The organism is Rathayibacter tritici, from assembly GCF_002932875.1.
Lineage (GTDB): Bacteria > Actinomycetota > Actinomycetes > Actinomycetales > Microbacteriaceae > Rathayibacter > Rathayibacter tritici.
In genome coordinates, this window is record NZ_PSWS01000057.1 from 46,260 (window position 1) to 69,025 (window position 22,766).

Below are 22,766 nucleotides of genomic sequence, written 5' to 3' on the forward strand. Positions count from 1 at the left end.
AACGTCTCGCTACCCTGGAGCCGTGGATGACGCGCTGCTCGGGATCGTCGGGATCATCACCGTCGTTACGGTCGCGCGATTCTCGAGCCGCCTCGGCATCGCGGCGCCGCTGCTTCTCGTCGTCATCGGCATCGGCGCGTCCTACCTTCCCGGCGTCCCGGCCATCGAGGTCGAACCGGAGCTGATCCTCGCCGGGGTGCTGCCGCCGCTGCTCTACTCGGCGGCGATCCAGGTTCCGCTCACCGACTTCCGGCGGAACCTGCGATCGATCTTCGGGCTCTCGGTGCTGCTGGTCGTGGTGACGGCACTGGTCGTCGGTGGCTTCCTCTATCTCGTCTTCCCCGATCTCAGCCTGCCCGCGGCGATCGCTCTCGGCGCCGTGGTGAGTCCGACGGACGCGGTGGCAGCGACGTCGATCGGCAAGAAGCTCGGCCTGCCGCCGCGGCTGGTCACGGTGCTCGAGGGCGAGAGCCTGGTCAACGACGCGTCCGCGCTGGTGCTGTTGCGGGCAGCGACGGCGGCGGCCGCGGTGGTCGGTGCCTCCGTCACCGCCGACGCGATTGACGTGGGCGAGGTGAGCGTCCTCTTCGTCTACTCCGTCCTGATGGCGATCGCCCTGGGCGTGGCGATCGGGGTGATCACCGTCTTCGTGCGCTCGACGCTGCGCGACCCGGTGCTCGACACGGCCGTATCGTTCGCCGTACCCTTCCTGGCCTACATCCCGGCGGAGGAGATGGGCGCATCCGGCGTGCTCGCCGTCGTCGTGACCGGGATCTACACGGGGCACAACAGCGCGCGCTTCCTCTCGCCGCAGTCGCGGATCAGCGAGCGGGTGAACTGGCGGACCGCGCAGTTCCTGCTCGAGAACGGCGTCTTCCTGCTGATGGGAGCCGAGATCAAGGCCATCATCAGCGGGGTCGTCGACCCAGGGGAGTTCGGGGTGGGCACGGCGGTGCTGCTGGGACTGGCGACGGTGGTCATCCTGATCGCGCTGCGCACGCTGTTCGTCTTGCCGCTGTTGCTGTGGTTGCGCAGCTCCGGGCGCCGCGCCGAGCGGATCAACCGGCGGCTCGCGGTCGGAGTGATGCGGCTGCGCAACAGCGCGACCAGCGACGAGCGCTTCCGGCGCCGGCAGGTCCGGGCGGAGCGGCTGTACCAGCGGCGCGAGACCGACCTGGCCGCGACGACGAGCGAGGCGTTCGGCTGGCGGGGCGGAGTCGTCCTCTCCTGGTCCGGAATGCGCGGCGTGGTCACGCTCGCGGCGGCCCAGTCGCTCCCGGGGGAGACGCCGTATCGTTCTCAGCTGATCCTGATCGCGTTCACCGTCGCCGTGGTGACTCTGCTGCTTCAGGGCGCGACGCTGCCGGCCCTGATCCGCCTGACCGGCATCCAGGGCTCCGACGGTGAGGCCGACCGCCGCGAGCTGGCGACGCTCCTGGACGAGGTCGCGGCCACGGGCATCCAGGCGCTGCCGGAGGCGGTCGCCGAGCTTCCCGACGGCGAGGCGGGTGAGCGCGTGGTCGAGCGGGTGCGCCGGGACACCCTGACCCGCTCGCAGGTGGCGTGGGAGCAGGTGGGGCGGGCGGAGGATGCGCCTCCGGGACCGCATGCGCAGTACCTTCGGCTGCGCCGCGCGGTGCTGCTGGCTGAGCGCGAGGCGCTGCTGGAGGCGCGGGGCCGCGGCGTCTACTCCTCGAGGACCCTGCGGCGTGCCCAGCTGATGCTCGACGCCGAGGAGACCCGCCTGGAGATGGACGACAGCTCGCACTGACGGGAGCCCAGGACGGCGGCCTTCTCGAGCGGCTTCTAGACTGGGTGGATGCCGCGCAGCAATCGACCCCGGGGCAGCCGTCGTGATGACGACGAGGAGTCGCGCGACCTCTCGCAGATGCTCGCTGGATTCCGACGCACCGAGTCGCACGCCGGCCGGGAGTGGAACGTGCAGCCTGTCTCCGCGGCCCGCGCGGTGAAGAGCTACCTCTGCCCGGGCTGCGGTCTCACGATCGACATCGGCCAAGCCCACCTGGTCACGTGGCGCGCGGACGGCGCTCTCGGCGACGCCGCCGACCTGGCCGGCCGACGCCACTGGCACACGCACTGCTGGAGAATCCGAGGAGCACGATGACCCACGAGATCCGCGGAGGCGTCGTCCTCCCCGCCCGCCGCGAGGACGTCGAACTGCTGACCGCCGACGGGCTGACGCTGGTCGGCGAGCTCGCGCTGCCGTTGGAGCGCGAGCCGGTCGCGACGCTGGTGACGCTGCATCCACTGCCGACTCACGGCGGCTTCATGGACTCGCACATCCTGCGCAAGGCCGCCGCGCGGCTGCCCGCTCTCGCCGATCTGGCGGTCCTGCGTTTCAATACGCGCGGCACGGCATCGGCACGCGGCACGAGCGAGGGCGCGTTCGGACACGGTACCGAGGAGCGGGCCGACGTCGCCGCGGCGATGGCGTTCGTCGCGGAGCGCGTTCTGCCTCGCCCCTGGCTGGTCGGCTGGTCGTTCGGCACGGAACTGGCGCTGAAGTGGGGCAGGGAGCATCCGGTTGAGGGTGCGATCCTGCTCTCGCCGCCGCTGCACCGCACGAGCGCGGACGAGGTGGCCGCCTGGGGCGAGGACGGCCGCCCGCTCGTCGCACTGATCCCGGAGTTCGACGATTACCTGCGACCGGACGCGGCCGCCGAGCGCTTCGCGAGCGTGCCGCAGCTGGATCTCGTCGCGGTGGCGGGCGGCAAGCACCTCTGGGTCGGCGAGGCGCAGACGCGCCGGGTGCTCGAGGAGATCGTGCGCGTCGTCGCCCCGGCCTCCGCACCGCTGCCGACCCAGTGGGAGGGCGAGCTCGGCTGAGCCCGCCCGCGCGGCGCCCGACTAGCGCCCGGAGGAGGAGCGGCTGCGCTCGGTGTTCACACCGGAAGCCTCCTCCGAGCTGCTGTCGGAGCCGTCGGGGGAGCCGGTGCCGTCGTCGTCCTTGTCACTGCGGGAGTCACTGCCGGAGTCGCTGCTCGCGTCGTCGGCGGAGTCGTCGTCGGCCAGATCATCGATGTGCCCGATCAGGCCGCGCAGCCCCGAGACGTACCCGGCGATCGCGTCGCGCTCGGTCCGGATCTCATCGAGGCGCCGCTCGGCCGTGTCCATCAGCTCGCGGCTACGACGCTCCGCGTCCGCGATGAGCGTCTGCGCCCTGTCGCGCGCGTCGTCGAGCAGGGCATCGGAGTCGTCCTGGGCTTTCCGGCGCAGGCGGGTCGTCTCGTCGAGAGCGTCGCTGCGGAGGGCATCGGCCTCGAGGCGCTTGTCGTTCGCGCGGCGGATCGCGTCGGCGAGTTGCAGGTTCGATTCGTCGAGGTATCGCTGCGTCTGCGCGACCGCCTCCTGGTGTCGGAGCAGGTCGTCGCGGTCGGCCTCCTCGCGGCGCGCGGCCAGCTCGACGACCAGGTCGATACGGGCCTGCTCGACCTCGCGCGCGAGTGCAGCGGCCTCGTCGGCGGAGGCGGCCCGCAGGCCGGCCAGCTCGGCGTCCAGGACGGCGACGGCCTCGGCGCGCTCCTGAGCCAGACGGGTGCGCTGGTCCGCGACCTCCCTGGCACCCTCGGCGCGGATGCCGGCGACCTCGGCGTCGAGCGCGGCGCGGGTCGAGAGCAGCTCGGCCTCGAGCGCCGCGCGCCCCTGCGCGACCTCGGCCTCGACGGCCGCGCGGAGGTGATCGACCTCGGAGGCGACCTCGGCCCGCAGCAGCTCGTTCGCCTGGGCGAGGCGGGCGGCCTCGGCGCGGGCGACCTCGATCTCGCGGGCAGCGACGGCGCGCATCTCCGCGGCCTCGCGCTCGGCCTCGGAGCGGATCGCGGCGGCCTCCCGCTTGGCAGTGGCGCGCGTTTCGGCGGCCTCGGTTGCGACGGTGCCGCGGATCGCGGCGGCCTCGCGGACCGCGTCCTGGGTCATCACGTCGCGGTCGTCCGCGGCCTTGCCGAGGGTCGCGGCGGCCTGCGCCTCGGACTCGTCGCGGGTGCGATCAGCGCGGCGGCGGGCCTGAGTCACGAGGCGCTCGGCCTCGTCACGGGCTTCCTGGAGCAGGCGATCGCCGTCGTCGCGAATGGAACGGCGGAGGGCGGAGGCGTCGTTCTCGGCTTGCGCGATGATCCGCTCGGACTGCTCCTCGGCGACGCGCAGGGTGTGCTCGAGCTTGGCGCCCAGACCCGCGTAGGTGGGAGCACCGACCTGCTGGAGCTCCTTCTCGAGTCCCTCGATCCGCGAGGAAAGGCGCTTCACCTCCCGGCCGCTCTCGGCCGCCTGGGTGTTCGAGTGGATGAGCTCGCGGCGCAGGCCCTGGATGGCCTTGTCGACCTCGTCCCGGTCGTAGCCACGGAACACCTGGGTGAATTCGGCCTCGTCGTTCGCCACGTCGTCTCCTTCAGAGCAGGACCGCGGGGGGGCTCGCGGCACTCCGAAAGTGTATTCAGCGAGAGGGCTTCGGCCGGGGCGACACCCGCGCCGCGCGCCGCTTCGGCCGCACTCTCGGCTTCTGCCGGGTATCGAGCCGAGGGCATCGGCTATCGTGGACTGTCTTTGTCTGTTGCCGTCGCGTCCCGGTCCGGCTGCGTACCCCGAGCCGGCCCCGGCCGTCACCCCGATCCGGCAACGCAGGAGGAGTTCTTTCGTGCGGTTCGTCTTCGCCATCATCGCCACCGTCATCGCTGCCGCGATGATCGTGCTCGGCATCGGTCAGCGGACGGTCTGGGCTCCTCCGGAGTCCCTCACCGCCCAGACCTCCCTGGACTCTTCCGCCCCCTACGCGGTGATCGACGGCAGCACCCTTGGTGCGAATCCGGGTCGGCAGACCATCACGATCGAGGGGAGCGGCGACCTCGTCGTCGCCTACGCCCCTACCTCCGACGTGCTCGGCTGGGTGGGTCGTTCCAGCTACGACGCGGTCGGCTACGAGCCGGTCGGCGACACCCTCACCGCCGAGGAGGAGACAGGCCAGCGCGTCCGGTTGGCCTCCGACGTCGAGACCGCCGATGCGGCCGTCGTCGACCCGAGAGGCTCCGACCTCTGGCTGGAGCAGTTCGAGGGCAGCGGCAGCGTCACGGTGGCGCTCGACGTGCCCGAGGACGTCTCCATCCTCATCGCGAGCGACGGCACTGCGCCTGCCGCCGACTCCGTGCGGGTCACCTGGCCCGTCGACACCTCGACTCCGCTCGCCGGTCCGCTTCTGCTCGGCGGGGCCGTCTTTCTCCTGCTCGGCCTCATCCTCTACATCTGGGCGTTCGTGCACCTGCGTCGCCAGCACGGTCCGCGGCGGAAGGGTCCGCAGGGGAGGATCCCGCGCGGCGCCCGCCGGCCTCGACCGCGCGCCGGCATTCAGGCCTCGGTCGCGTCCCCGACGCCGACGCGCCGTCGTGCCGCCCTGGTGCTGCCGGTGGTGCTCGGTTCCGCTGTCCTGCTCTCGGGGTGCAGCTCCGACTACTGGCCCGACCTCGCGGCAGGTGCGAGTGAGGCGCCCACTGTCACGGCCACGGCTACCGCCGGTGCGGAGCCGGTCTCTGCCGCGCCGACCCCGGTTGTCACAACGCAGCAGGCGGAGGCGATCGTCGCCGCGGTCGCCGATGTCGCGTCCCGAGCGGACGCGGCGCGCGATGCCTCGATCCTCGCCGAGCGCTTCCAGGGCGAGGCGCTGACCGAGCGGACCACCAACTACGAGGTCACCGCCAAGGGCGGCACGATCGACCCGCCGCAGACCATCCCGGCCTCGCCGGTGAGCCTCGTGCTCCCGCAGGACACGGAGTCGTGGCCGCGTCTGGTGACCGCCGTCGTGCAGAACTCGGCGGACAGCACTCAGGCACCGATCGCTCTGATGCTGAGTCAGGCCAGCCCGCGAGTGGGCTACAAGGTCGATTACGCGATCTCGCTCGAGGCCAACGCCCGCATCCCCGACGTCGCCCCGGTGACCGTCGGAACGTCAATCGTGGCTCCGGATTCACGGTTGATGAAGCTCGCGCCGCAGACCGTCGGATCCGCTTACGCGGACGTGCTCGCCAACGGCGATGCGAGCCAGTATGCCGGGCTGTTCGTGGCCGACGGCGACACGCTGCGCGGGCAGGTCGGCGTCGAGAAGAAGAACGCCGACCGCCAGGCGCTGCCCGACACCGCCTCGATCGAGTTCTCGAACGCGGCTGGCACGTCGCCGACGATCGCCCTCGCGACGAATAACTCGGGAGCCCTGGTCGCGGCGAGCATCGCCGAGACGTCCACCGTCCGCCCCACCGCCGAGGGCTCGACTGTCTCGACCTCCGGCGCCTCGCAGACGCTGCTGGGGACGGATAAGTCGACGACCGGCATCCAGACCACCTACGGCTACCAATTGCTGTTCTACGTACCGCCTGTCGGATCGGAGGAGAAGATCGTGATGCTCGGATGGAGCCAGGGACTCGTTTCGGTGGTGCAGCTGCCGTGAGCACCGTCCCGCCCCTGCCCGGAAACCTCCGCGGCGCCGTCGACCTGTCATCGCTGGTGAACCGCCGGACTCCGCCCGCCGGCGGTACCGCCGCCCCGGCGCCTGCCTCCGAGGCCGCGCCCGGCGCGAATCCGCTGCTGCTGAGCGCGGGCGACGCCGAGTTCGACCACGTGGTACAGCTCTCTTCGCGGGTCCCGGTGATCGTCGACCTGCGCGGCTCCTGGTCGGATCAGAGCCAGAGTATGACCGCGCTGCTCGAGAAGGTGGTCGTCTCGTACGCCGGTGCGTTCGTTCTGGTCGGGGTCGACGTGGAGTCGAGCCCGCAGCTGGCCCAGGCGTTCCAGGTGCAGTCCGTGCCGACCGTGGCCGCGATCATCGGCGGCCGCCCGGTTCCTCTGTTCAGCGGCCTCGTCGCCGAGGAGCAGCTGCGCGATCTGCTGGAGCAGGTGCTCCAGCTCGCGGCGCAGAATGGCGTGACGGGCACGGTACCGGTGGAGGGAGCGGCTCCCGCCGAGGGCGCCGAGTCCGAACCGGAGCCGCTGCCGCCGCACCACCAGGAGGCCTACGACGCGATCGATCGGGGCGATTACGCTGCGGCGATCACCGAGTACGAGACGGCGATCGCGCAGAACCCGCGCGACGACCTCGCCGTCGCCGGTCTCGCCCAGGTGAAGCTGCTGGCGCGCCTGCAGGGCCACACGCTCGACGACATCCGCTCGACGGCCGCGGCCGAGCCTTCGAACCTCGACGCGCAGCTCGCCGTGGCCGATCTCGATGTCTCCGGCGGTCACGTCGAGGACGCCTTCGACCGGCTGCTCTCGATGTTCCCGCGCCTGGACGCCGACGGGAAGGCCGCCGTTCGAGCGCGCCTGCTGGAGCTGTTCGAGATCGTCGGGCAGACCGATCCCCGCGTGAACAAGGCTCGCGCCCGCCTCACCGCCCTGCTCTACTGAGCCTGGTCCACTGAGGACGGCCGGAACCTCGGGAGGCCGCCCGCTCGTGACGATCGTCGCGGCGGACGGCCTCTCTCGTGCGGTGTCTGCTCAGGCGGCGGGGCGCAGGTAGAGCACGGCGAGCGGGGGGAGCACCAGCTCGGCAGAGGCGGGTCGACCCGCCCACGGCTCCTCGCGCGCCTCGACGGCGCCGAAGTTGCCGACTCCGCTACCGCCGTAGATCTCGGCGTCGGTGTTGACGAGTTCCTCCCAGCGGCCGGCCGTGGGCAGGCTCACGCGATAGCCGTGCACAGGAGACCCGGAGAAGTTCGCGATGACGGCGATCGGGCGACCCTCGCTGTCCTTCCGCAGGAACGAGACGACGTTCGGTGCGGCCGCGCCGCCGTCGATCCACTCGAAGCCCGACTGCTCGTGATCCAGCTCCCACAGCGGCGGCGAGTCGCGGTACACGCGATTCAGTTGCCCGACGAGGCTCCACAGGCCGCGGTGGCTCGGCTGGTCGAGGATCCACCAGTCCAGGCCGCGCTCCTCGCTCCATTCGGAGTACTGGCCGAACTCCTGGCCCATGAAGAGCAGCTGCTTGCCGGGGTGCGCCCACATGAAGGCGAGGTACGCGCGCACGTTCGCGAGCTGCTGCCAGTGGTCGCCGGGCATCTTCTGGATCAACGAGCCCTTGCCGTGCACGACCTCGTCGTGGCTGATCGGCAGGACGAACTTCTCGCTGAAGGCGTAGACGAAGGAGAAGGTGATCTCGCCGAGGTGGTACTGGCGCCAGAGCGGGTCGTTCGCCATGTAGTCGAGCGAGTCGTGCATCCAGCCCATGTTCCATTTGAGCCCGAAGCCGAGTCCGCCGGAGCTGGTGGGCTGCGTGACGCCGGGCCAGCTCGTCGACTCCTCGGCAATCATCATGATGCCGGGGTGCAGCCTGTAGGCCGTGGCGTTCACCTCCTGGATGAAGCTGATCGCCTCGAGGTGCTCGCGTCCGCCGTACTGGTTCGGCAGCCACTCGCCCTCCTTGCGGGAGTAGTCGAGGTAGAGCATCGAGGCGACGGCGTCCACGCGCAGGGCGTCCACGTGGAACTCCTCGAGCCAGAACAGCGCATTCGCGACGAGGAAGTTGCGCACCTGAGTGTGACCGAAGTCGAAGACGTAGGTTCCCCAGTCCATCTGCTCACCGCGACGCCAATCCGGGTGCTCGTAGAGCGGCTCACCGTCGAAGCGGGCGAGGGCGAAGTCGTCCTTGGGGAAGTGCCCGGGGACCCAGTCGACGATGACGCCGATGCCGGCCTGGTGCAGGCGGTCGATCAGATACTTGAGGTCGTCGACCGTGCCGAAGCGGCTCGAGGCCGCGTAGTACCCGGTGACCTGGTAGCCCCAGGACCCGCCGAAGGGGTGCTCGGCGAGCGGCATGAACTCGACGTGCGTAAAGCCGAGCTCGGTGACGTACTCGATCAGCGGGTCCGCGAGGTCGCGGTACCCCAGGCCGGGCCGCCAGGAGCCGAGGTGCATCTCGTAGACGCTGAGCGGCTGCGTGTGCGGATCGACGGAGGCGCGCTTCTCCATCCAGGCGGAGTCGCCCCACTGATGGTGCGAGACGGGGACCTTCGACGCGGTCGCGGGCGGCACCTCCGTGGCGCGGGCCATCGGGTCGGCCTTGCGGACCCAGTGGCCGTCGCGCGAGAGCAGGTCGAACTTGTAGGACGCGCCGGGCTCGATGCCGGGCACGAAAATCTCCCACACGCCGGTCGTGCCGAGGTTGCGGAGGGAGTGGCCCTCGCCACTCCAGTCGTTGAAGTCACCGACGACGCGCGCGGCCTGCGCGTGCGGTGCCCAGACGGCGAAGCTGGTGCCCCAGACACCCTCGTGCTCGCGGTGGCGGGCGCCGAGCGCTTCCCAGAGTCGCTCGTGACGCCCCTCGCCGATCAGGTAGAGGTCGACGTCGCCCACCGTCTTCGAGAAGCGGTACGGGTCCTCGGCCGTCCACTCGCTGCCTCCGCCGTAGCGAGCCTGGACCGTGTAGGCCTGCGGGCCGAGGACGTGAAAGCCCTGCCAGATGCCGTCGCTGAGGTGGCTGAGCTCGACTCGGGCACCGGTGTCGAGCACCACGGCCACCTTGTCGGCGAGCGGACGGCGCACGCGTACGACGGTCACGGGGTCCGCGACGCCGGGGGCCGAGACGAGGTGCTGTCCGAGGACGTCGTGGGGGAGAGCGTTGCTGCCGGTGGCGAGCTGCTGCAGGACCCACTCCGGGATGTCGGGAAGCGCGAGGGCGGCGGTGCCGTCGATCGGACCGGAGGCGGGAGCGGCGGGGGCCGCGGTGCCAGCCGCGGCGGTCTCGCCCGCGACGGTCTCGCCCGCGACGGTCTCGCTCGAGGAGCCGACGCCGACCGCGCCTGGGTCCGCGGCGACCCACTGCGGCGCCTCCGGGACCGTCTCGACCGCGTAGCGACGCGCGTTCTCACCGTCGGCTCCGGGGTGCTCGGGAGCGTCGGGCGCCGTGTCGGCGGCGTGCGCACCGTGTGCGGAGGTGGTCGCCGAGCTGGTGCCCGTCGTGGGCACCGTGTCGGCGTGCGCGGCGAGGCCCGCCTCGTCGGCCGGGCTCGTGCCCTCGGGCATGGTTCCGCTCATCGTCCGTCCGCCTTCACGCTCAGGATGTGCACGGGCTCGACGAACGAGTCGAGCCGCACGTAGTCGTCGCTGCCCCAGGTCCAGACGGCGCCCGTGATCAGATCCTCGACCTCGAAGCTCGCGCCCCAGTCGAGCCCGATCGCGGGCAGGTCGAGGTGGACCGTGGTCTCGCGGGCCGAGTGCGGGTCGGTGTTGACGACGACGATGATCGTGTCGTCGGCTCCGGTGCCCGTGAACGCCGCCTGCAGGTGCTTGGAGTAGACCAGGATCGCGTCGTCGTCGCTGCCGTGCACGTGCAGGTTCCGCAGCTGTCCGAGCGCGGGGTGCGCCCGGCGGATCTCGTTCAGACGCGTGAGGAATGGCGCGAGCGAGCTTCCGGTCTCCTCGGCGCCGGCCCAGTCCCGGGTCTTGTATTCGTACTTCTCGTTGTCAATGTTCTCTTCGGCTCCCGGGCGCGCGACGTTCTCGACCAGCTCGTAGCCGGCGTAGACGCCCCAGAGCGGCGACGCGGTCGCGGCCAGCGCGGCCCGCACCTTATAGGCCGAACGCCCGCCGTACTGGAGGTACTCGGTGAGGATGTCGGGGGTGTTCACGAAGAGGTTCGGCCGCATGTAGTCGGCCGTCTCCTGCGAGATGCTCGTGAAGAACTCGCTGAGCTCCTCCTTGGTGTTGCGCCAGGTGAAATACGAGTAGGACTGCTGGAAGCCGACCTTGCCGAGCGCGCGCATAATCGCGGGCCGGGTGAACGCCTCCGCGAGGAAGACGACCTCCGGGTGCTCGGCGTTGACCTCGTGGATGATCCACTCCCAGAAGTCGAGCGGCTTCGTGTGCGGATTGTCGACGCGGAAGATCCGCACGCCCAGGTCGATCCAGTGCCGCAGGACCCGCAGCGCCTCCTGACGGATGCCCTCGGGGTCATTGTCGAAATTGATCGGATAAATGTCCTGGTACTTCTTCGGCGGGTTCTCGGCGTAGGCGATGCTGCCGTCGGGGAGCGTCGTGAACCACTCCGGGTGGCTCCTCACCCAGGGGTGGTCGGGCGAGGCCTGCAGAGCGAAGTCGAGGGCGAGCTCAAGGCCCGCGTCGGTGACCGCGGCGTGGAAGGCGCGGAAGTCCTCCTCGGTGCCGAGGTCGGGATGGATGGCGTCGTGGCCGCCCTCGGCCGAGCCGATCGCCCACGGCGAGCCGGGGTCGTTCTCGCCGGCGTCGAGCGTGTTGTTCGGGCCCTTGCGGAAGGAGCGGCCGATCGGGTGGATCGGCGGCAGGTAGAGCACGTCGAAGCCCATCGCGGCGACGGCGGGGACGCGCTCGATCGCGGTGCGGAAGGATCCGCTGGTTACGGTGCCGTCCTCGTGGCGGACGGCGCCCTCGGAGCGGGGGAAGAACTCGTACCAGGCACCGACACCCGCGCGGGTGCGCTCGACGTGAACGGTGCGCGGCTCCGAGACGCTGCTGAGGCTCCACACGGGGCGGGCGTCGAACGCTGCGTGGACGGCGGGATCGGTTGCCGCGGCGAGGCGCTCGTCGGCGTCGAGCGAGGTGTCGGCGACGCGGGCCGCGGTTTCGGTGAGCAGGCTGCGCTCTCCTTCGGGGCGCGAGGCGTCCTCGGCACCGCTGCGCAGGAGCCCCCCACCGATGGCGAAAGTGACGTCGTGGTCGAGGCCCGCCGGAATCTTGACCTCCGCGGTGTGCAGCCAGGTCGCCCAGTCGTCGGCGAAGGCGCGGATCCGGTAGCTCCAGTCGCCCTCCTCATCGAGCGCGACGAGCCGGCCGTAGCGGTCGGTGCCGGTCGCGAGCAACGACATCCGGTGCTCCGACTCGACGCCGGAGGGCGAGGTCAGGAGAAGATCGACGCCGATCAGGTCGTGACCCTCGCGGAACGCCGTCGCGGCGAAGGGGACGACCTCGCCAGCGAAGGCCTTGGCAGGCCAGCGGTCGTCCTCGAGCCGGGGCTGCGGGTCGAGGATCGGCAGGCGCTCCGCCCGGACCTGATAACCGCTGCCGGTCCTGGCAGGCGCCGAGGCAGCCTCGGGTGCCCGACCGCGATCCGCTCGCTTCGCGCCTGTGCCGTTCGCGCCTGTGCCGTTCTGAGCCTTGCCGAAAGGTATCTGAGCCACGTCACGACAGTAGCGACCGGCGGCGGCTCGCACACGACGCTTGCGCCCGCGCTCGGGCCTGTGCAAATGAAGGCGGACGAGTGCGACCGAGGGCGAAGGAGGGCTCGGGCCAGACTCGCGCCGGGTCCGCGCCGCGCCGATCCGCGCTGGCCGCGGTCCGCTAGGGTGACCGAGCGTAACCGCCCCGGCGCTCCGCGACCGGGCGCTCCGGGGTCCGCAGAGAGTCGAGGGATGCCGTGAAGGCGATTCGCCGCTTCATCGTCCGCTCCGTCCTCCCGCCCGAAATCTCGGCTCTGGGCGATCTTGCCGGCAATCTGCGCTGGGCCTGGCACGAGCCCACCCGGCGTCTGTTCGAACGGGTCGACCCCGAGCTCTGGCGACGCGCAGGCGCGGACCCGACGGCGCTGCTGGGCGCCGTCCGCCCCGAGCGCCTTGCCGAGTTGGCAGACGACCAGGGCTTCGTCGACGAGGCGTGGCACCTGCGCGAGGACCTGGAGCGCTACCGCAGCGAGCCGCGCTGGTACCAGTCGCTCCCGGAGTCGGCGCCGCGCTCGATCGCGTACTTCTCGCCGGAGTTCGGCATCGCCGCGGCCCTGCCGCAGTACTCGGGAGGCCTGGGCATCCTCGCCGGCGACCACCTCAAGGCCTCCTCGGATCTGGGCGTCCCGCTCATCGGGGTCGGCCTGTTCTACCGCTCGGGCTACTTCTCGCAGACGCTCTCGGCCGACGGCTGGCAGCTCGAGTCCTACCCCTCGCTCGACCCGGACGGACTGCCGTTGCGCGTCGTGCGTCTCGCGGACGGCTCACCCGCCCGGATCGTGCTCGCGCTGCCGGCGGGCCGAGCACTCTACGCGCGGGTGTGGCGGGCCGAGGTCGGCCGGGTGACCCTGCTCCTGCTCGATACCGACATCCCCGAGAACGAGGACTCTCTCCGCTCAGTCACCGACCGCCTCTACGGCGGCGGCGGTGAGCACCGGCTGCTGCAGGAGCTGCTGCTGGGCATCGGTGGCGTGCGCGCGCTTGCGCTCTGGGCCGAGGTCTCGGGCAGCGCCCTGCCGGAGGTGTTCCACACCAACGAGGGGCACGCCGGCTTCCAGGGGCTCGAGCGCATCTCCGGACTGATCGGCGCGGGCCTGGACGTCGACCAGGCGCTCCAGGTCGTGCGGGCGAGCACGGTCTTCACTACGCACACTCCGGTGCCGGCGGGCATCGACCGGTTCGATCGCGCCATGATCGAGGAGTACTTCTCGACCGAGCTGCTGCCCGGGGTGCAGGTCGAGGACGTGCTCGCGCTGGGCGCCGAGCCGGGCGACTCCGGGACCGCGTTCAACATGGCCTACATGGGCTTGCGCCTTGCCCAGCGCGCCAACGGCGTCTCGACCCTGCACGGCGAGGTCAGCCGCTCGATGTTCTCCAGCCTCTGGCCCGGCTTCGAGACGGCGGAGGTGCCGATCGGCTCGGTGACGAACGGCGTCCACGCGGCGAGCTGGACCGATCCGATCCTCCGCTCGCTCGCGCAGGAGCGGCTCGGCACCGATGACACGACACGGGCCGACTGGGCGTCGGAGGCACTCGGGGACACCGAGCTGTGGGCGGCGCGCCGAGCGATGCGGGAGCAGCTGGTCCAGGACGCGCGCCGCCGTGCCGCCCGCTCGTGGCAGGAGCAGAATCCGGGTGGCATGCCTCCGGCCTGGCTCGACGAGCTACTCGACCCGGACGTGCTGACCATCGGGTTCGCCCGGCGGGTGCCGACCTACAAACGGCTGACGCTGATGCTGCACGACCCGGAGCGGCTGCGCGCGCTGCTGACCCACCCGCAGCACCCCATCCAGATCGTCATCGCCGGCAAGTCCCACCCGGCCGATGAGGAGGGGAAGCGGTTGATCCAGCGCCTCGTCCGGTTCGCGCAGGAACCGGATGTGCGCCGCCGGATCGTTTTCCTCCCGGACTACGACATCGCGATGGCCCAGCTGCTCTACCCGGGCACTGATGTCTGGTTGAACAATCCGCTGCGTCCCCTCGAGGCCTGCGGCACCTCCGGAATGAAGGCCGCGCTGAACGGGTCGCTCAACCTCTCGATCCTCGACGGCTGGTGGAACGAGTACTTCGACGGGGAGAACGGTTGGGCGATCCCCTCCTCCGACCGCGCGCTCGACCCGGAGGACCGTGACACTCTCGAGGCGGACGCGCTCTACGAGCTGCTCGAGACCGAGGTGGTGCCGCGATACTACGAGCGTGACCACGAGGGAGTCCCCCGGCACTGGGTGCGCTCGATCCGGCACACCCTGGCGACGCTCTCGCCCGAACTCTCGGCCGAGCGGATGGTGCGCCAGTACGTGGAGGCCCTCTACGCGCCGGCGGCCGAGGCGGGACGCGCGGTGGCCGCCGATCACTACGAGCCGGCGAAGGAGCTGGCCGCATGGAAGCGCCGGGTGCGCGCCGGTTGGCCGGGCGTCGCCGTCGCCTCGGTCGAGTCGGGCGGGATCGACGCGGTGCCTCAGCGTGGCGACCGACTCGCCGTGCGGGCCGGGGTGCGGCTGGGCGAACTCTCCCCGGCCGACGTCTCGGTCGAGGTCGTCTACGGGACGACCGCGCCCGACGGCTCGCTCAGCGAGGTCCGCCACCACGAGCTCGAGGTGGTCGAGGAGTCCGGCGCTGTGGTGCCCGCCGATGCGGTGGGCCGGGTACCGTACGCCGGCGTGGTGACCCTCGACCGCAGCGGCTCCTTCGGCTACACCGTCCGCGTGGTGCCCCGGCACCCGCTCCTCGCCCGCTCCGCCGAGCTCGCCCCGCCCGAGACGAGCACCGTGTCGTACAGCTCGGCCGTCTCGTCGATCACGGTGCGATGCCGGGTCTTCTGCCCGAGCGGAGAGATGCCGCCGAGCACGTAGCCGGTGCGGCGCTGCGCGAGGGCGGGATCGGCCATCGCTGCCCGCTTCCCTCCGACCGCGGCCGCGAGTTCCTTGAGCCCCAGTGAGCCGGTGACGGGCACGACGCCGACCACGAGTTCGCCGTCCACGTCGACCAGCAGTGTCTTGAAGACCCGCTCCGGCTCGACGCCGAGCGCCTGCGCTGCTTCGAGACCGTAGAGCGTCGTCGCGGGGTCGTGCCGATACTCCCGCGGAGCAAAGCGGATGCCCGCGGCGCTTAGCGCGACGGTCGCCGGGGTGCCCGGTCCGCTGCGAGCCATCAGGTGTCCTGCTCCGCCGCAGTCCCGTGAGCGGCGAAGAGCTGCATCGAGGTACCCGCGACCCGGATCACCTGCCCCGGCTGGAACGACTCGCCGTGCTCGAGCGGCTCCGGCTCCTCGCTGTTCCACAGCCGCGTGTAGCCGATGATGCCGTCGCCCTCGGCGAGCACTACGGTGGTGTCCTGCTCGACGCCGTGCACCACCAGCAGCACGCGGTCAGGATCACCCTCGACGGGCGTGGAGACCGCGAGGTACTGCAGCGTGCGGTGGGCCGCCGAGGTCCAGTCGTGCTCGGACATCCCGTGCCCGTGCGCATCGAACCACGTCATGCTCGTCGCGCCGGGGACGGCCTCGTCGCCGCTGGCGTAGCGGGAGGGCCGCAGCGCCGGGTGCTCGCGGCGCAACCGCAGCAGTGTCCGCGTGTGCGCGCGCAGTGCGAGCTGCCAGTCGGCCAGACCCTCCCAGCGCACCCAGGTGAGGTCCGAGTCCTGGCAGTAGGCGTTGTTGTTGCCGCGCTGGCTGCGCCCGGTCTCGTCGCCCGCGGTGATCATCGGGACTCCGGCGGACAGCAGCAGGGTGCCGAGGAGGTTCCGCATCGCCTTGCGCCGGGCGAGCGTGATCCGCTCGTCGGTGGTGGGACCCTCGAAGCCGTGATTGAAGGAGCGGTTGGTGTCGGCTCCGTCGCGGTTCGACTCGCCGTTGCCGATGTTGTGCTTGACGTTGTACGAGACGAGATCGGCGAGGGTGAAGCCGTCGTGCGCCGTGACGAAGTTGACCGAGGCGAGGGGTCCCCGCTGCGCTGAGAACGTGTTGGAGGAGCCCGAGAGCCGGGTCGCGAACCCACCGACGCCGACGGGCGCTGTGCCCGCGCGCCGGGCGTAGTCGATGTCCGACAGCCAGAAATTGCGGGCGCGATCGCGGTAGCGGTCGTTCCACTCCGACCAGCCCGCCGGAAAATTGCCGGTCTGCCAGCCGCCCATGCCCACGTCCCAGGGCTCGGCGATCATCTTCACTCCGGCCAGCGCCGGGTCCTCGACGGCGGCGCGCAGCAGCGGGTGGTCGCTCCGGAAGTGCGCGATCTCGTCACGCCCGAGCGCCGCGGCGAGGTCGAGTCGGAAGCCGTCGATGCCGACCTCGCCCGACCAGTAGCGCATCGAGTCGAGCGCCAGGCGCTGCGCCGCGGGTCGGCTGAAGTCGATCGTGTTGCCGCAGCCGGTCACGTCGACGTAGTGCCCCTCGGGCGTCTGGCGATACCAGCCGGCGTCGTCGATGCCGCGCAGGCTCGACATCGGCCCGCCCGGCCCCTCTTCGGCGGTGTGGTTGTAGACCACATCCAGGATCACCTCGAGGCCGGCCTCGTGCAGGAGCTTCACCATCCCCTTGAACTCGCGGAGCACCGCGCTCGGGCCGCCGCGCTGAGCGGTGGGGGAGGCGTACGCGGCGTGTGGCGCGAAAAAGTTCAGCGTGTTGTAGCCCCAGTAGTTGGTCAGGCCCTGGCGCAGCAGGCGCTGCTCCGAGACGAACGCGTGCACGGGGAGCAGCTCGATCGCGCTGACGCCCAGCTCGAGCAGCGCCGCGACCGTCGACTCGTGCGCCAGACCCGCGTAGGTGCCGCGCAGCTCCACCGGAAGCGCCGGATTCAGGCGGGTGAGGCCCTTCACGTGCGCCTCGTAGATCACGGTGCGCTCCATCGGGGTGCGGGGGCGGGAGGAGGTGCCCCAGTCGAACGCGTCGTCGACGACGACCGAGCGCCACGCGTTCTCGGCCACCCGGTGCAGACCACGGGAGTAGGGCTCGAGCAGGACCCGGCGCGGATCGAAGCGGTGGCGCGGCCCGGTCGGACCGTCCACCCGCAGCGCGTAGCGGCGGCCGGGAGTCAGGAGGTCGGAGCGGGCGGACCAGACGGCTGCGTCGTCGCGGGTGACCGGAACGGTTCGGGTGACCCAGGTCGGGTCCTTCTCGTCGTACAGCAGTAGGTCGACGGCGCTCGCGCTCTCGGACCAGACCCGCAGCTCACCGCCCTGATCATCCACACTCACGCCGAGCCTGGACAGCGGATCGGGGGAGGTCATGCGACTTACAGTAGTGACGGGCACCGGCTCCCTCCGTGCCCGTGACGCGGAACGAAGGGCTGCTGTGATCTACCTCGACCACGCTGCGACGACTCCGTTGCGCGCCTCGGCGCTCGTCGCCTTCGCCGAGGCGTCTGCTCACCCGGGCAACCCCTCCTCCGTGCACGGCTCGGGTCAGCAGGCGCGCCGCCGACTGGAGGACGCCCGCTCGGCGCTCGCCGGAGTGCTCGGCTGCGAGCCGATCGAGGTGATCCTCACCGCGGGTGGAACTGAAGCGGTCAACCTCGGGATCAAGGGCCTATTCTGGCAGCGCCGGGCCGAGAACACGGCCCGGGTGCGCATCCTCGTCGCGGACGGCGAGCACCACGCGACTCTCGACAGCGCCGCCTGGCTCGCCGAGCACGAAGGCGCCAGGATCGACTGGCTGCCGCTCGACGACGAGGGGACGCTGCGTCCCGAGACGCTCGCCGCGGCGCTGGAGGAGGACCCCGGATCGGTCGCGCTGGTCACGGTGCTCTGGGTCAACAACGAGATCGGCACGATCAATCCGATCCAGGAGTTGGCTGCCGTCTGCGCCCGCGCTGGTGTGCCCCTCCACTCCGACGCTGTCGCCGCCCTCGGACACCTGCCGTTGCGGATCGCGGAAGTCCGCCGCGCCTCCGGGTCGCATCGCGGCGTGGGCCTGGTCGCGGTCAGTGTCTCGGGGCACAAGGTCGGTGGTCCGATCGCGACGGGCGCGCTCGTGCTCGCCCGCGACGCCCGGGTGGTGCCGGTGCTGCACGGAGGCGGTCAGCAGCGCGGCGTCCGCTCCGGCACCCAGGACGTTCCCGGCGCCGCGGCCTTCGCCGCCGCCGCGGTCGAGGCCGCCGCCGAACTCCCGGCTGAGGAGCAGCGGCTCGCCGCCCTGCGCGACCGGCTCGTCGCCGGGATCCTCGCCGCCGTACCGGGTGCGACGCTGACCGGGCCCGCCCTCGACTCCGGACGCCGCGTCGCGAACAACGCGCACCTCGCCTTCCCGGGAGCTCAGGGCGACTCCCTTCTCTTCCTCCTGGACACCGCCGGCGTCTCCGTCTCGACCGGCTCGGCCTGCACGGCGGGGATCCCGGAGGCCTCGCACGTGGTCCTCGCGCTCGGCCGGAGCGAAGACGAGGCACGCGGCGTGCTCCGGATGACGCTGGGGCACACCTCGACCGACGCGGACGTAGATGCGCTGCTCGCTGCGCTGCCGGACGCCTACGCCCGCGCCGCGCGTGCTGGCCTCTCGAACCGCGCAGTGCTGCCCGCCTGAGATCGTGACGGTCGCCCCGCGGGAAACGTAGACTCGCACGGTGAAGGTTCTCGCGGCGATGAGTGGTGGAGTGGACTCGGCGGTGGCCGCGGCCCGCGCGGTGGAGGCGGGACACGACGTGGTCGGCGTGCACCTCGCCCTGAGCAGGATGCCCGGCACGTTGCGCACCGGGAGCCGGGGCTGCTGCACCATCGAGGACTCGATGGACGCGCAGCGTGCCGCGAACGTCCTCGGCATTCCCTACTATGTGTGGGACTTCTCCGAGCGCTTCACGCTCGACGTGGTCGATGACTTCGTCGCCGAGTACTCGGCCGGACGCACCCCGAACCCCTGCATGCGCTGCAACGAGCGGATCAAGTTCGCCGCACTCCTCGAGAAGGCGCTCGACCTCGGCTTCGACGCCGTCTGCACCGGCCACTACGCCTCCCTCCGCACTGCCGCAGACGGCTCGCTCGAATTGCACCGCGCGAGCGACGAGGCGAAGGACCAGTCCTACGTCCTCGGCGTGCTGACCGAGCAGCAGCTGCGGCACTCGATGTTCCCGCTCGGCTCGACCCCGTCGAAGGCGATCGTCCGCGCGGAGGCGGCGGAGCGCGGGCTCAGCGTCGCGAGCAAGCCCGACAGCTACGACATCTGCTTCATCCCCGACGGCGACACCCGCGGCTGGCTCGCGGAGCGGGTCGCACCGGAGACCGGGGTGATCGTGGACCGCGACGGAGCGGTCGTCGGCTCGCACGAGGGTGCGCACGGCTACACGGTCGGACAGCGGCGTGGGCTGCACCTGGGTGTTCCGGCCCCTGACGGCCGGCCCCGCTTCGTGTTGGAGGTGCGTCCCTTCTCCAACGAGGTCGTCGTGGGTCCGCGGGAGGCGCTGCGCATCGGGCAGATCGCCGGCGCGCGTTTCAGCTGGGCTGGAGCGGCACCGGAGGATGCGACGACGCCGTTCAGCTGCGACGTGCAGATCCGGGCGCACGCCGATCCGGTTCCGGCCTCCGCGGTGGTGTCGGAGGTCGATGGCAGGGTGGAACTCGTGATCACTCCGGACTCCCCACTCGACGGCGTCGCCCCCGGCCAGACGGCCGTCGTGTACCTCGGCACCCGCGTGCTGGGCCAGTGCACGATCGACCGCACGGTGGCCGCCGACGCCGCGGTACCTCGGTGAGCGCGCTCGAGCCGGCCGCTCGCGTCGAGGAGCTGCGGGCGCTCCTCCGTTCGGCGAGCGACGACTACTACGCGGCCGACTCGTCGTCGCTGTCGGACGCCGAGTACGACGCGCTGGTGCGCGAACTTGCCGCGCTCGAGGAGGAGCACCCCGAGCTGGCCACCGCGGATTCGCCCACGCAGACCGTCGGCGGCATCGTCGGCCCGGGCCTCGCTCCGGTCGACCACGCCGAGCGGATGCTCTCGCTCGACAACGTGTTCTCGGCCGAGGAGCTGCGCGAGTGGTGCGAGAAGACGGTCGCCTCAGCGGATCGACCCATCGCCTGGCTCACCGAGCTCAAGATCGACGGGCTCGCCATCTCGCTGCACTACGAGCAGGGGCGCCTCGTCACGGCGGCCACCCGAGGTGACGGCCGCATCGGTGAGGACGTCACCGTGAATGCGCTCCGCGTAGCGGGAATCCCGGAGCAGCTCGCGGGCGAGGGCCACCCGGCGCTGGTGGAGGTCCGCGGCGAGGTCTTCATCCCGGTTGCCGCTTTTGCCGAGCTCAATGCGCTGCAGGTGACGCTGCGCGAGGAGGCGGTCGGGGAGGCGCGGGCGCGCTGGGCCGTCCGCCCCGCCGCCACCCGAGGCGACTTCGACGAGGGGAAGGCGCGCACCAGCGCTCTCCGCCGCTTCCCGACCTTCGCCAACCCGCGGAACGCTGCGAGCGGCGGCCTCCGCCAGCAGCTTGATAAGAAGGCTGGTCTCGACCTGCGCGCCGGGCAGGCCCGCGTCGACTCGCTCGCGCTCTACGTACACGGTATCGGCGCCTGGCCCGACCCGCCGGTCGCGACCCAGTCCGAGGTCTACGGGCTGCTCTCTTCCTGGGGACTGCCGGTCAGCGGTCACAACCGCGTCTCGGCCTGGGTGGAGGAGGTGCTCGCCTTCGTCGAGCGCTACGGCCGCGAGCGCCACTCGGTCGAGCACGAGCTCGACGGAGTCGTCGTCAAGGTGGACGAGCTCGAGCTGCACGGCGAGCTCGGCGCCACCAGCCGGGCCCCGCGCTGGGCGATCGCCTACAAGTACCCGCCCGAGGAGGTGCACACGACGCTCCTCGACATCGTCGTGAGCGTGGGGCGCACCGGCCGCGCCACTCCGTTCGCGCAGATGACCAAGGTCAGGGTTGCCGGGTCGGAGGTACGCCAGGCGACGCTGCACAACGCCGACGTGGTGAAGGCGAAGGGCGTGCTGATCGGGGACACCGTCGTGCTGCGCAAGGCGGGCGACGTCATCCCCGAGGTGCTCGGGCCGGTGGTCGAGCTGCGCGACGGCAGCGAGCGCGAGTTCGTGATGCCGACCCAGTGCCCCGAGTGCGGCACCACCCTCGCTCCGGCGAAGGAGGGCGACGTCGATCTGCGCTGCCCCAATGCGGAGTCCTGCCCCGCCCAGGTCCGCGGCCGCGTCGAGCACATCGGTAGCCGCGGCGCGCTCGACATCGAGGCACTCGGCGAAGTCAGCGCGGCGGCCCTCACCCAACCGCTGGTGCCCGCGGAGCCGCCGCTGCGGACCGAGGCGGGCCTCTTCGAGCTCACCGTGGCCGATCTCTTCCCGATCGAGGTCGTCGTGCGCGACTCCGAGACGGGGCTGCAGAAGCTCGACGCGAACGGCGATCCGAAGGTGGTCGCTCCGTTCAAGCGGAGGCGACAGCCGGCGAAAGACGGCGCGTTCGATCCGACGGCCGACGCCTTCGCGGGCGACGAGGTCGCGGTGCCCTCGACCAACGCGCTCCGGCTGATCGAGAACATCGAGCGGGCGAAGACGAAGGAGTTGTGGCGCCTGCTGGTCTCGCTCAGCATCCGCCATGTCGGCCCGGTCGCGGCGCGCGCGCTGGCCGGCTACTTCGGGTCGCTCGACGCGATCCGCGGGGCGAGCCGGGACGAGCTGGCCGCCGTGGACGGCGTGGGCGGCATCATCGCCGACGCCCTGATCGCTTGGTTCGAGGTCAGCTGGCACGTCGAGATCGTCGAGCGGTGGGCCGCGGCCGGCGTACGTTTCGCCACGCCGGGGCACCCCGGTCCCGGGGCCGCGGACGCCGCGGGCGGAGTGCTCGCCGGGCTCACGGTCGTCGCGACGGGCAGCCTCGAGGGGTACTCGCGCGAGGGCGCCCAGGAGGCGATCCTCGCCGCCGGCGGCAAGGCCGGCTCGAGCGTCTCGAAGAAGACCGACTACGTCGCCGCCGGCCCCGGCGCGGGCAGCAAGCTCGGCAAGGCCGAGGCGCTGGGGCTGCGGATCATCACCGCGGCCGAGTTCCACCTCCTCGTGACGGAGGGACCGGCGGCCATCGCGCTGCCGGAGGCGGGGGCCGCGGCCGAGGGCGCTCCTGACGCGGATGCCGCCGCCGTTGAGACCGCGCCTGTCCCGGCCGCTGCCACCGACCCCGCGAGCACAGAGGAACCGACCGCGCCCGATATCTGAGACCGGCGGCGGTGAGCGGCGCGGGTTCTTCTGCCGAGCGCGAGACGGCGGCGGTGCTCGCACGGTTCCATCACCTCACATCAAGCCCTGCCCGTGCTGTCGGAGAGCACGGTGACGACCAACGGCGTGCCTCATGCGGGTCTGCCTGCGTCTCGTAGAGAGAAGTGGCGCACCGGTTCGGTGCCGTTGCCGATCTTCGGAGAGGGAATCTCCGACGTTGCGAGCCGCGCAGTGCTTCTTGAGGTGCCCCATTCTTTCTGGACCACCGCGGAATTGGTAGGATTACCGCGATGACCGAAAGGAAGGCCCGGGATGTCCAGTTCCCGTGGGAAGTATTCTCCGGAGTTCCGCGTGGAGGCAGTGCGCGAGGTGATTGATAGGTCGCGATCCGTCGCGGACGTCGCTCGAGAGCTCGGACTGGTTCCGCAGACCCTCACTAATTGGGTGGCTGC

General features: G+C 71.4%; 14 protein-coding genes and 1 pseudogene. 10 read left to right on the plus strand and 5 right to left on the minus strand.

Annotation, left to right across the window (positions count from 1 at the left end):
• The first annotated feature begins 22 nt into the window (after positions 1–22).
• Genes C5D07_RS10320 through C5D07_RS10330 form a run of 3 tightly spaced genes read left to right on the plus strand, consistent with a single transcriptional unit; the run spans position 23 to position 2,847 of the window.
• On the plus strand, positions 23–1,771 hold the full coding sequence (locus tag C5D07_RS10320) for a cation:proton antiporter (protein WP_068253408.1): 1,749 nt from the start codon (positions 23–25) through the stop codon (positions 1,769–1,771).
• A gap of 48 nt (positions 1,772–1,819) precedes the next feature.
• Positions 1,820–2,125 (plus strand): hypothetical protein, encoded by a 306-nt coding sequence (locus C5D07_RS10325; RefSeq protein ID WP_068253406.1) that lies wholly within the window; start codon positions 1,820–1,822, stop codon positions 2,123–2,125.
• Positions 2,122–2,847: an alpha/beta hydrolase gene (locus tag C5D07_RS10330; RefSeq protein WP_068253404.1), complete on the plus strand. Its 726-nt coding sequence runs from the start codon at positions 2,122–2,124 to the stop codon at positions 2,845–2,847. The genes C5D07_RS10325 and C5D07_RS10330 overlap by 4 nt, the downstream gene beginning before the upstream one ends.
• A gap of 21 nt (positions 2,848–2,868) precedes the next feature.
• Here the strand turns inward: C5D07_RS10330 and C5D07_RS10335 are convergent, their stop codons facing one another.
• Entirely contained in the window at positions 2,869–4,395 is a 1,527-nt protein-coding gene (locus C5D07_RS10335; RefSeq protein ID WP_104259307.1) for a DivIVA domain-containing protein, read from the minus strand.
• A gap of 256 nt (positions 4,396–4,651) precedes the next feature.
• Here C5D07_RS10335 and C5D07_RS10340 point away from each other — a divergent pair, with 256 nt between their 5' ends.
• Together C5D07_RS10340 and C5D07_RS10345 are read left to right on the plus strand one after the other, a co-directional pair.
• Positions 4,652–6,448 carry a DUF8094 domain-containing protein gene (locus C5D07_RS10340; RefSeq protein ID WP_068253399.1) on the plus strand — a complete coding sequence of 599 codons (1,797 nt, stop codon included), beginning with the start codon at positions 4,652–4,654 and terminating at the stop codon, positions 6,446–6,448.
• Positions 6,445–7,401 carry a tetratricopeptide repeat protein gene (locus C5D07_RS10345; protein ID WP_068253398.1) on the plus strand — a complete coding sequence of 319 codons (957 nt, stop codon included), beginning with the start codon at positions 6,445–6,447 and terminating at the stop codon, positions 7,399–7,401. Before C5D07_RS10340 ends, C5D07_RS10345 begins: the two co-directional genes overlap by 4 nt.
• A gap of 90 nt (positions 7,402–7,491) precedes the next feature.
• Here the strand turns inward: C5D07_RS10345 and glgB are convergent, their stop codons facing one another.
• Positions 7,492–10,029, minus strand: a complete 2,538-nt coding sequence (gene glgB / locus C5D07_RS10350) for a 1,4-alpha-glucan branching protein GlgB (RefSeq protein ID WP_249028223.1) — start codon at positions 10,027–10,029, stop codon at positions 7,492–7,494.
• Positions 10,026–12,137, minus strand: a complete 2,112-nt coding sequence (locus C5D07_RS10355) for an alpha-1,4-glucan--maltose-1-phosphate maltosyltransferase (RefSeq protein ID WP_373408366.1) — start codon at positions 12,135–12,137, stop codon at positions 10,026–10,028. Before C5D07_RS10355 ends, glgB begins: the two co-directional genes overlap by 4 nt.
• 245 nt (positions 12,138–12,382) lie before the next feature.
• Between C5D07_RS10355 and glgP the strand changes: the two are divergent.
• Positions 12,383–14,932: pseudogene (gene glgP / locus C5D07_RS10360) on the plus strand (alpha-glucan family phosphorylase); the annotation flags it as partial.
• Here glgP and C5D07_RS10365 read toward each other — a convergent pair.
• Positions 14,878–15,336, minus strand: a complete 459-nt coding sequence (locus C5D07_RS10365; protein WP_428839191.1) for an aminoacyl-tRNA deacylase — start codon at positions 15,334–15,336, stop codon at positions 14,878–14,880. The pseudogene glgP and the gene C5D07_RS10365 sit on opposite strands and share 55 nt — an antisense overlap.
• Positions 15,336–17,408 (minus strand): glycogen debranching protein GlgX, encoded by a 2,073-nt coding sequence (gene glgX / locus C5D07_RS10370; protein WP_104259310.1) that lies wholly within the window; start codon positions 17,406–17,408, stop codon positions 15,336–15,338. The genes C5D07_RS10365 and glgX overlap by 1 nt, the downstream gene beginning before the upstream one ends.
• Between glgX and C5D07_RS10375 the strand changes: the two genes are divergently transcribed.
• The 4 genes from C5D07_RS10375 to C5D07_RS10390 all read left to right on the plus strand — a co-directional run.
• On the plus strand, positions 17,407–18,696 hold the full coding sequence (locus C5D07_RS10375; protein ID WP_104259311.1) for a cysteine desulfurase family protein: 1,290 nt from the start codon (positions 17,407–17,409) through the stop codon (positions 18,694–18,696). The two genes, glgX and C5D07_RS10375, sit on opposite strands and share 2 nt — an antisense overlap.
• A gap of 40 nt (positions 18,697–18,736) precedes the next feature.
• A complete protein-coding gene (gene mnmA, locus C5D07_RS10380) occupies positions 18,737–19,858 on the plus strand; it encodes a tRNA 2-thiouridine(34) synthase MnmA (RefSeq protein ID WP_181134380.1) in 1,122 nt (373 codons plus the stop codon).
• Complete coding sequence (gene ligA, locus C5D07_RS10385; protein ID WP_104259312.1) at positions 19,855–22,314, plus strand: NAD-dependent DNA ligase LigA; 2,460 nt, start codon at positions 19,855–19,857, stop codon at positions 22,312–22,314. The genes mnmA and ligA overlap by 4 nt, the downstream gene beginning before the upstream one ends.
• 312 nt (positions 22,315–22,626) lie before the next feature.
• Positions 22,627–22,766: transposase (locus C5D07_RS10390; RefSeq protein ID WP_146079779.1), on the plus strand; the 140-nt coding region annotated here is incomplete at its 3' end.

What these genes read in the sequence shown, in the direction of transcription:
- C5D07_RS10325 (WP_068253406.1), top strand. Translation starts at nt 1,820, where the DNA reads ATGCCGCGCAGCAATCGACCCCGGGGCAGCCGTCGTGATGACGACGAG.
- C5D07_RS10330 (WP_068253404.1), top strand. Translation starts at nt 2,122, where the DNA reads ATGACCCACGAGATCCGCGGAGGCGTCGTCCTCCCCGCCCGCCGCGAG.
- glgB (WP_249028223.1), bottom strand. Translation starts at nt 10,029, where the DNA reads ATGAGCGGAACCATGCCCGAGGGCACGAGCCCGGCCGACGAGGCGGGC.
- C5D07_RS10365 (WP_428839191.1), bottom strand. Translation starts at nt 15,336, where the DNA reads ATGGCTCGCAGCGGACCGGGCACCCCGGCGACCGTCGCGCTAAGCGCC.
- C5D07_RS10375 (WP_104259311.1), top strand. Translation starts at nt 17,407, where the DNA reads ATGCGACTTACAGTAGTGACGGGCACCGGCTCCCTCCGTGCCCGTGAC.
- glgX (WP_104259310.1), bottom strand. Translation starts at nt 17,408, where the DNA reads ATGACCTCCCCCGATCCGCTGTCCAGGCTCGGCGTGAGTGTGGATGAT.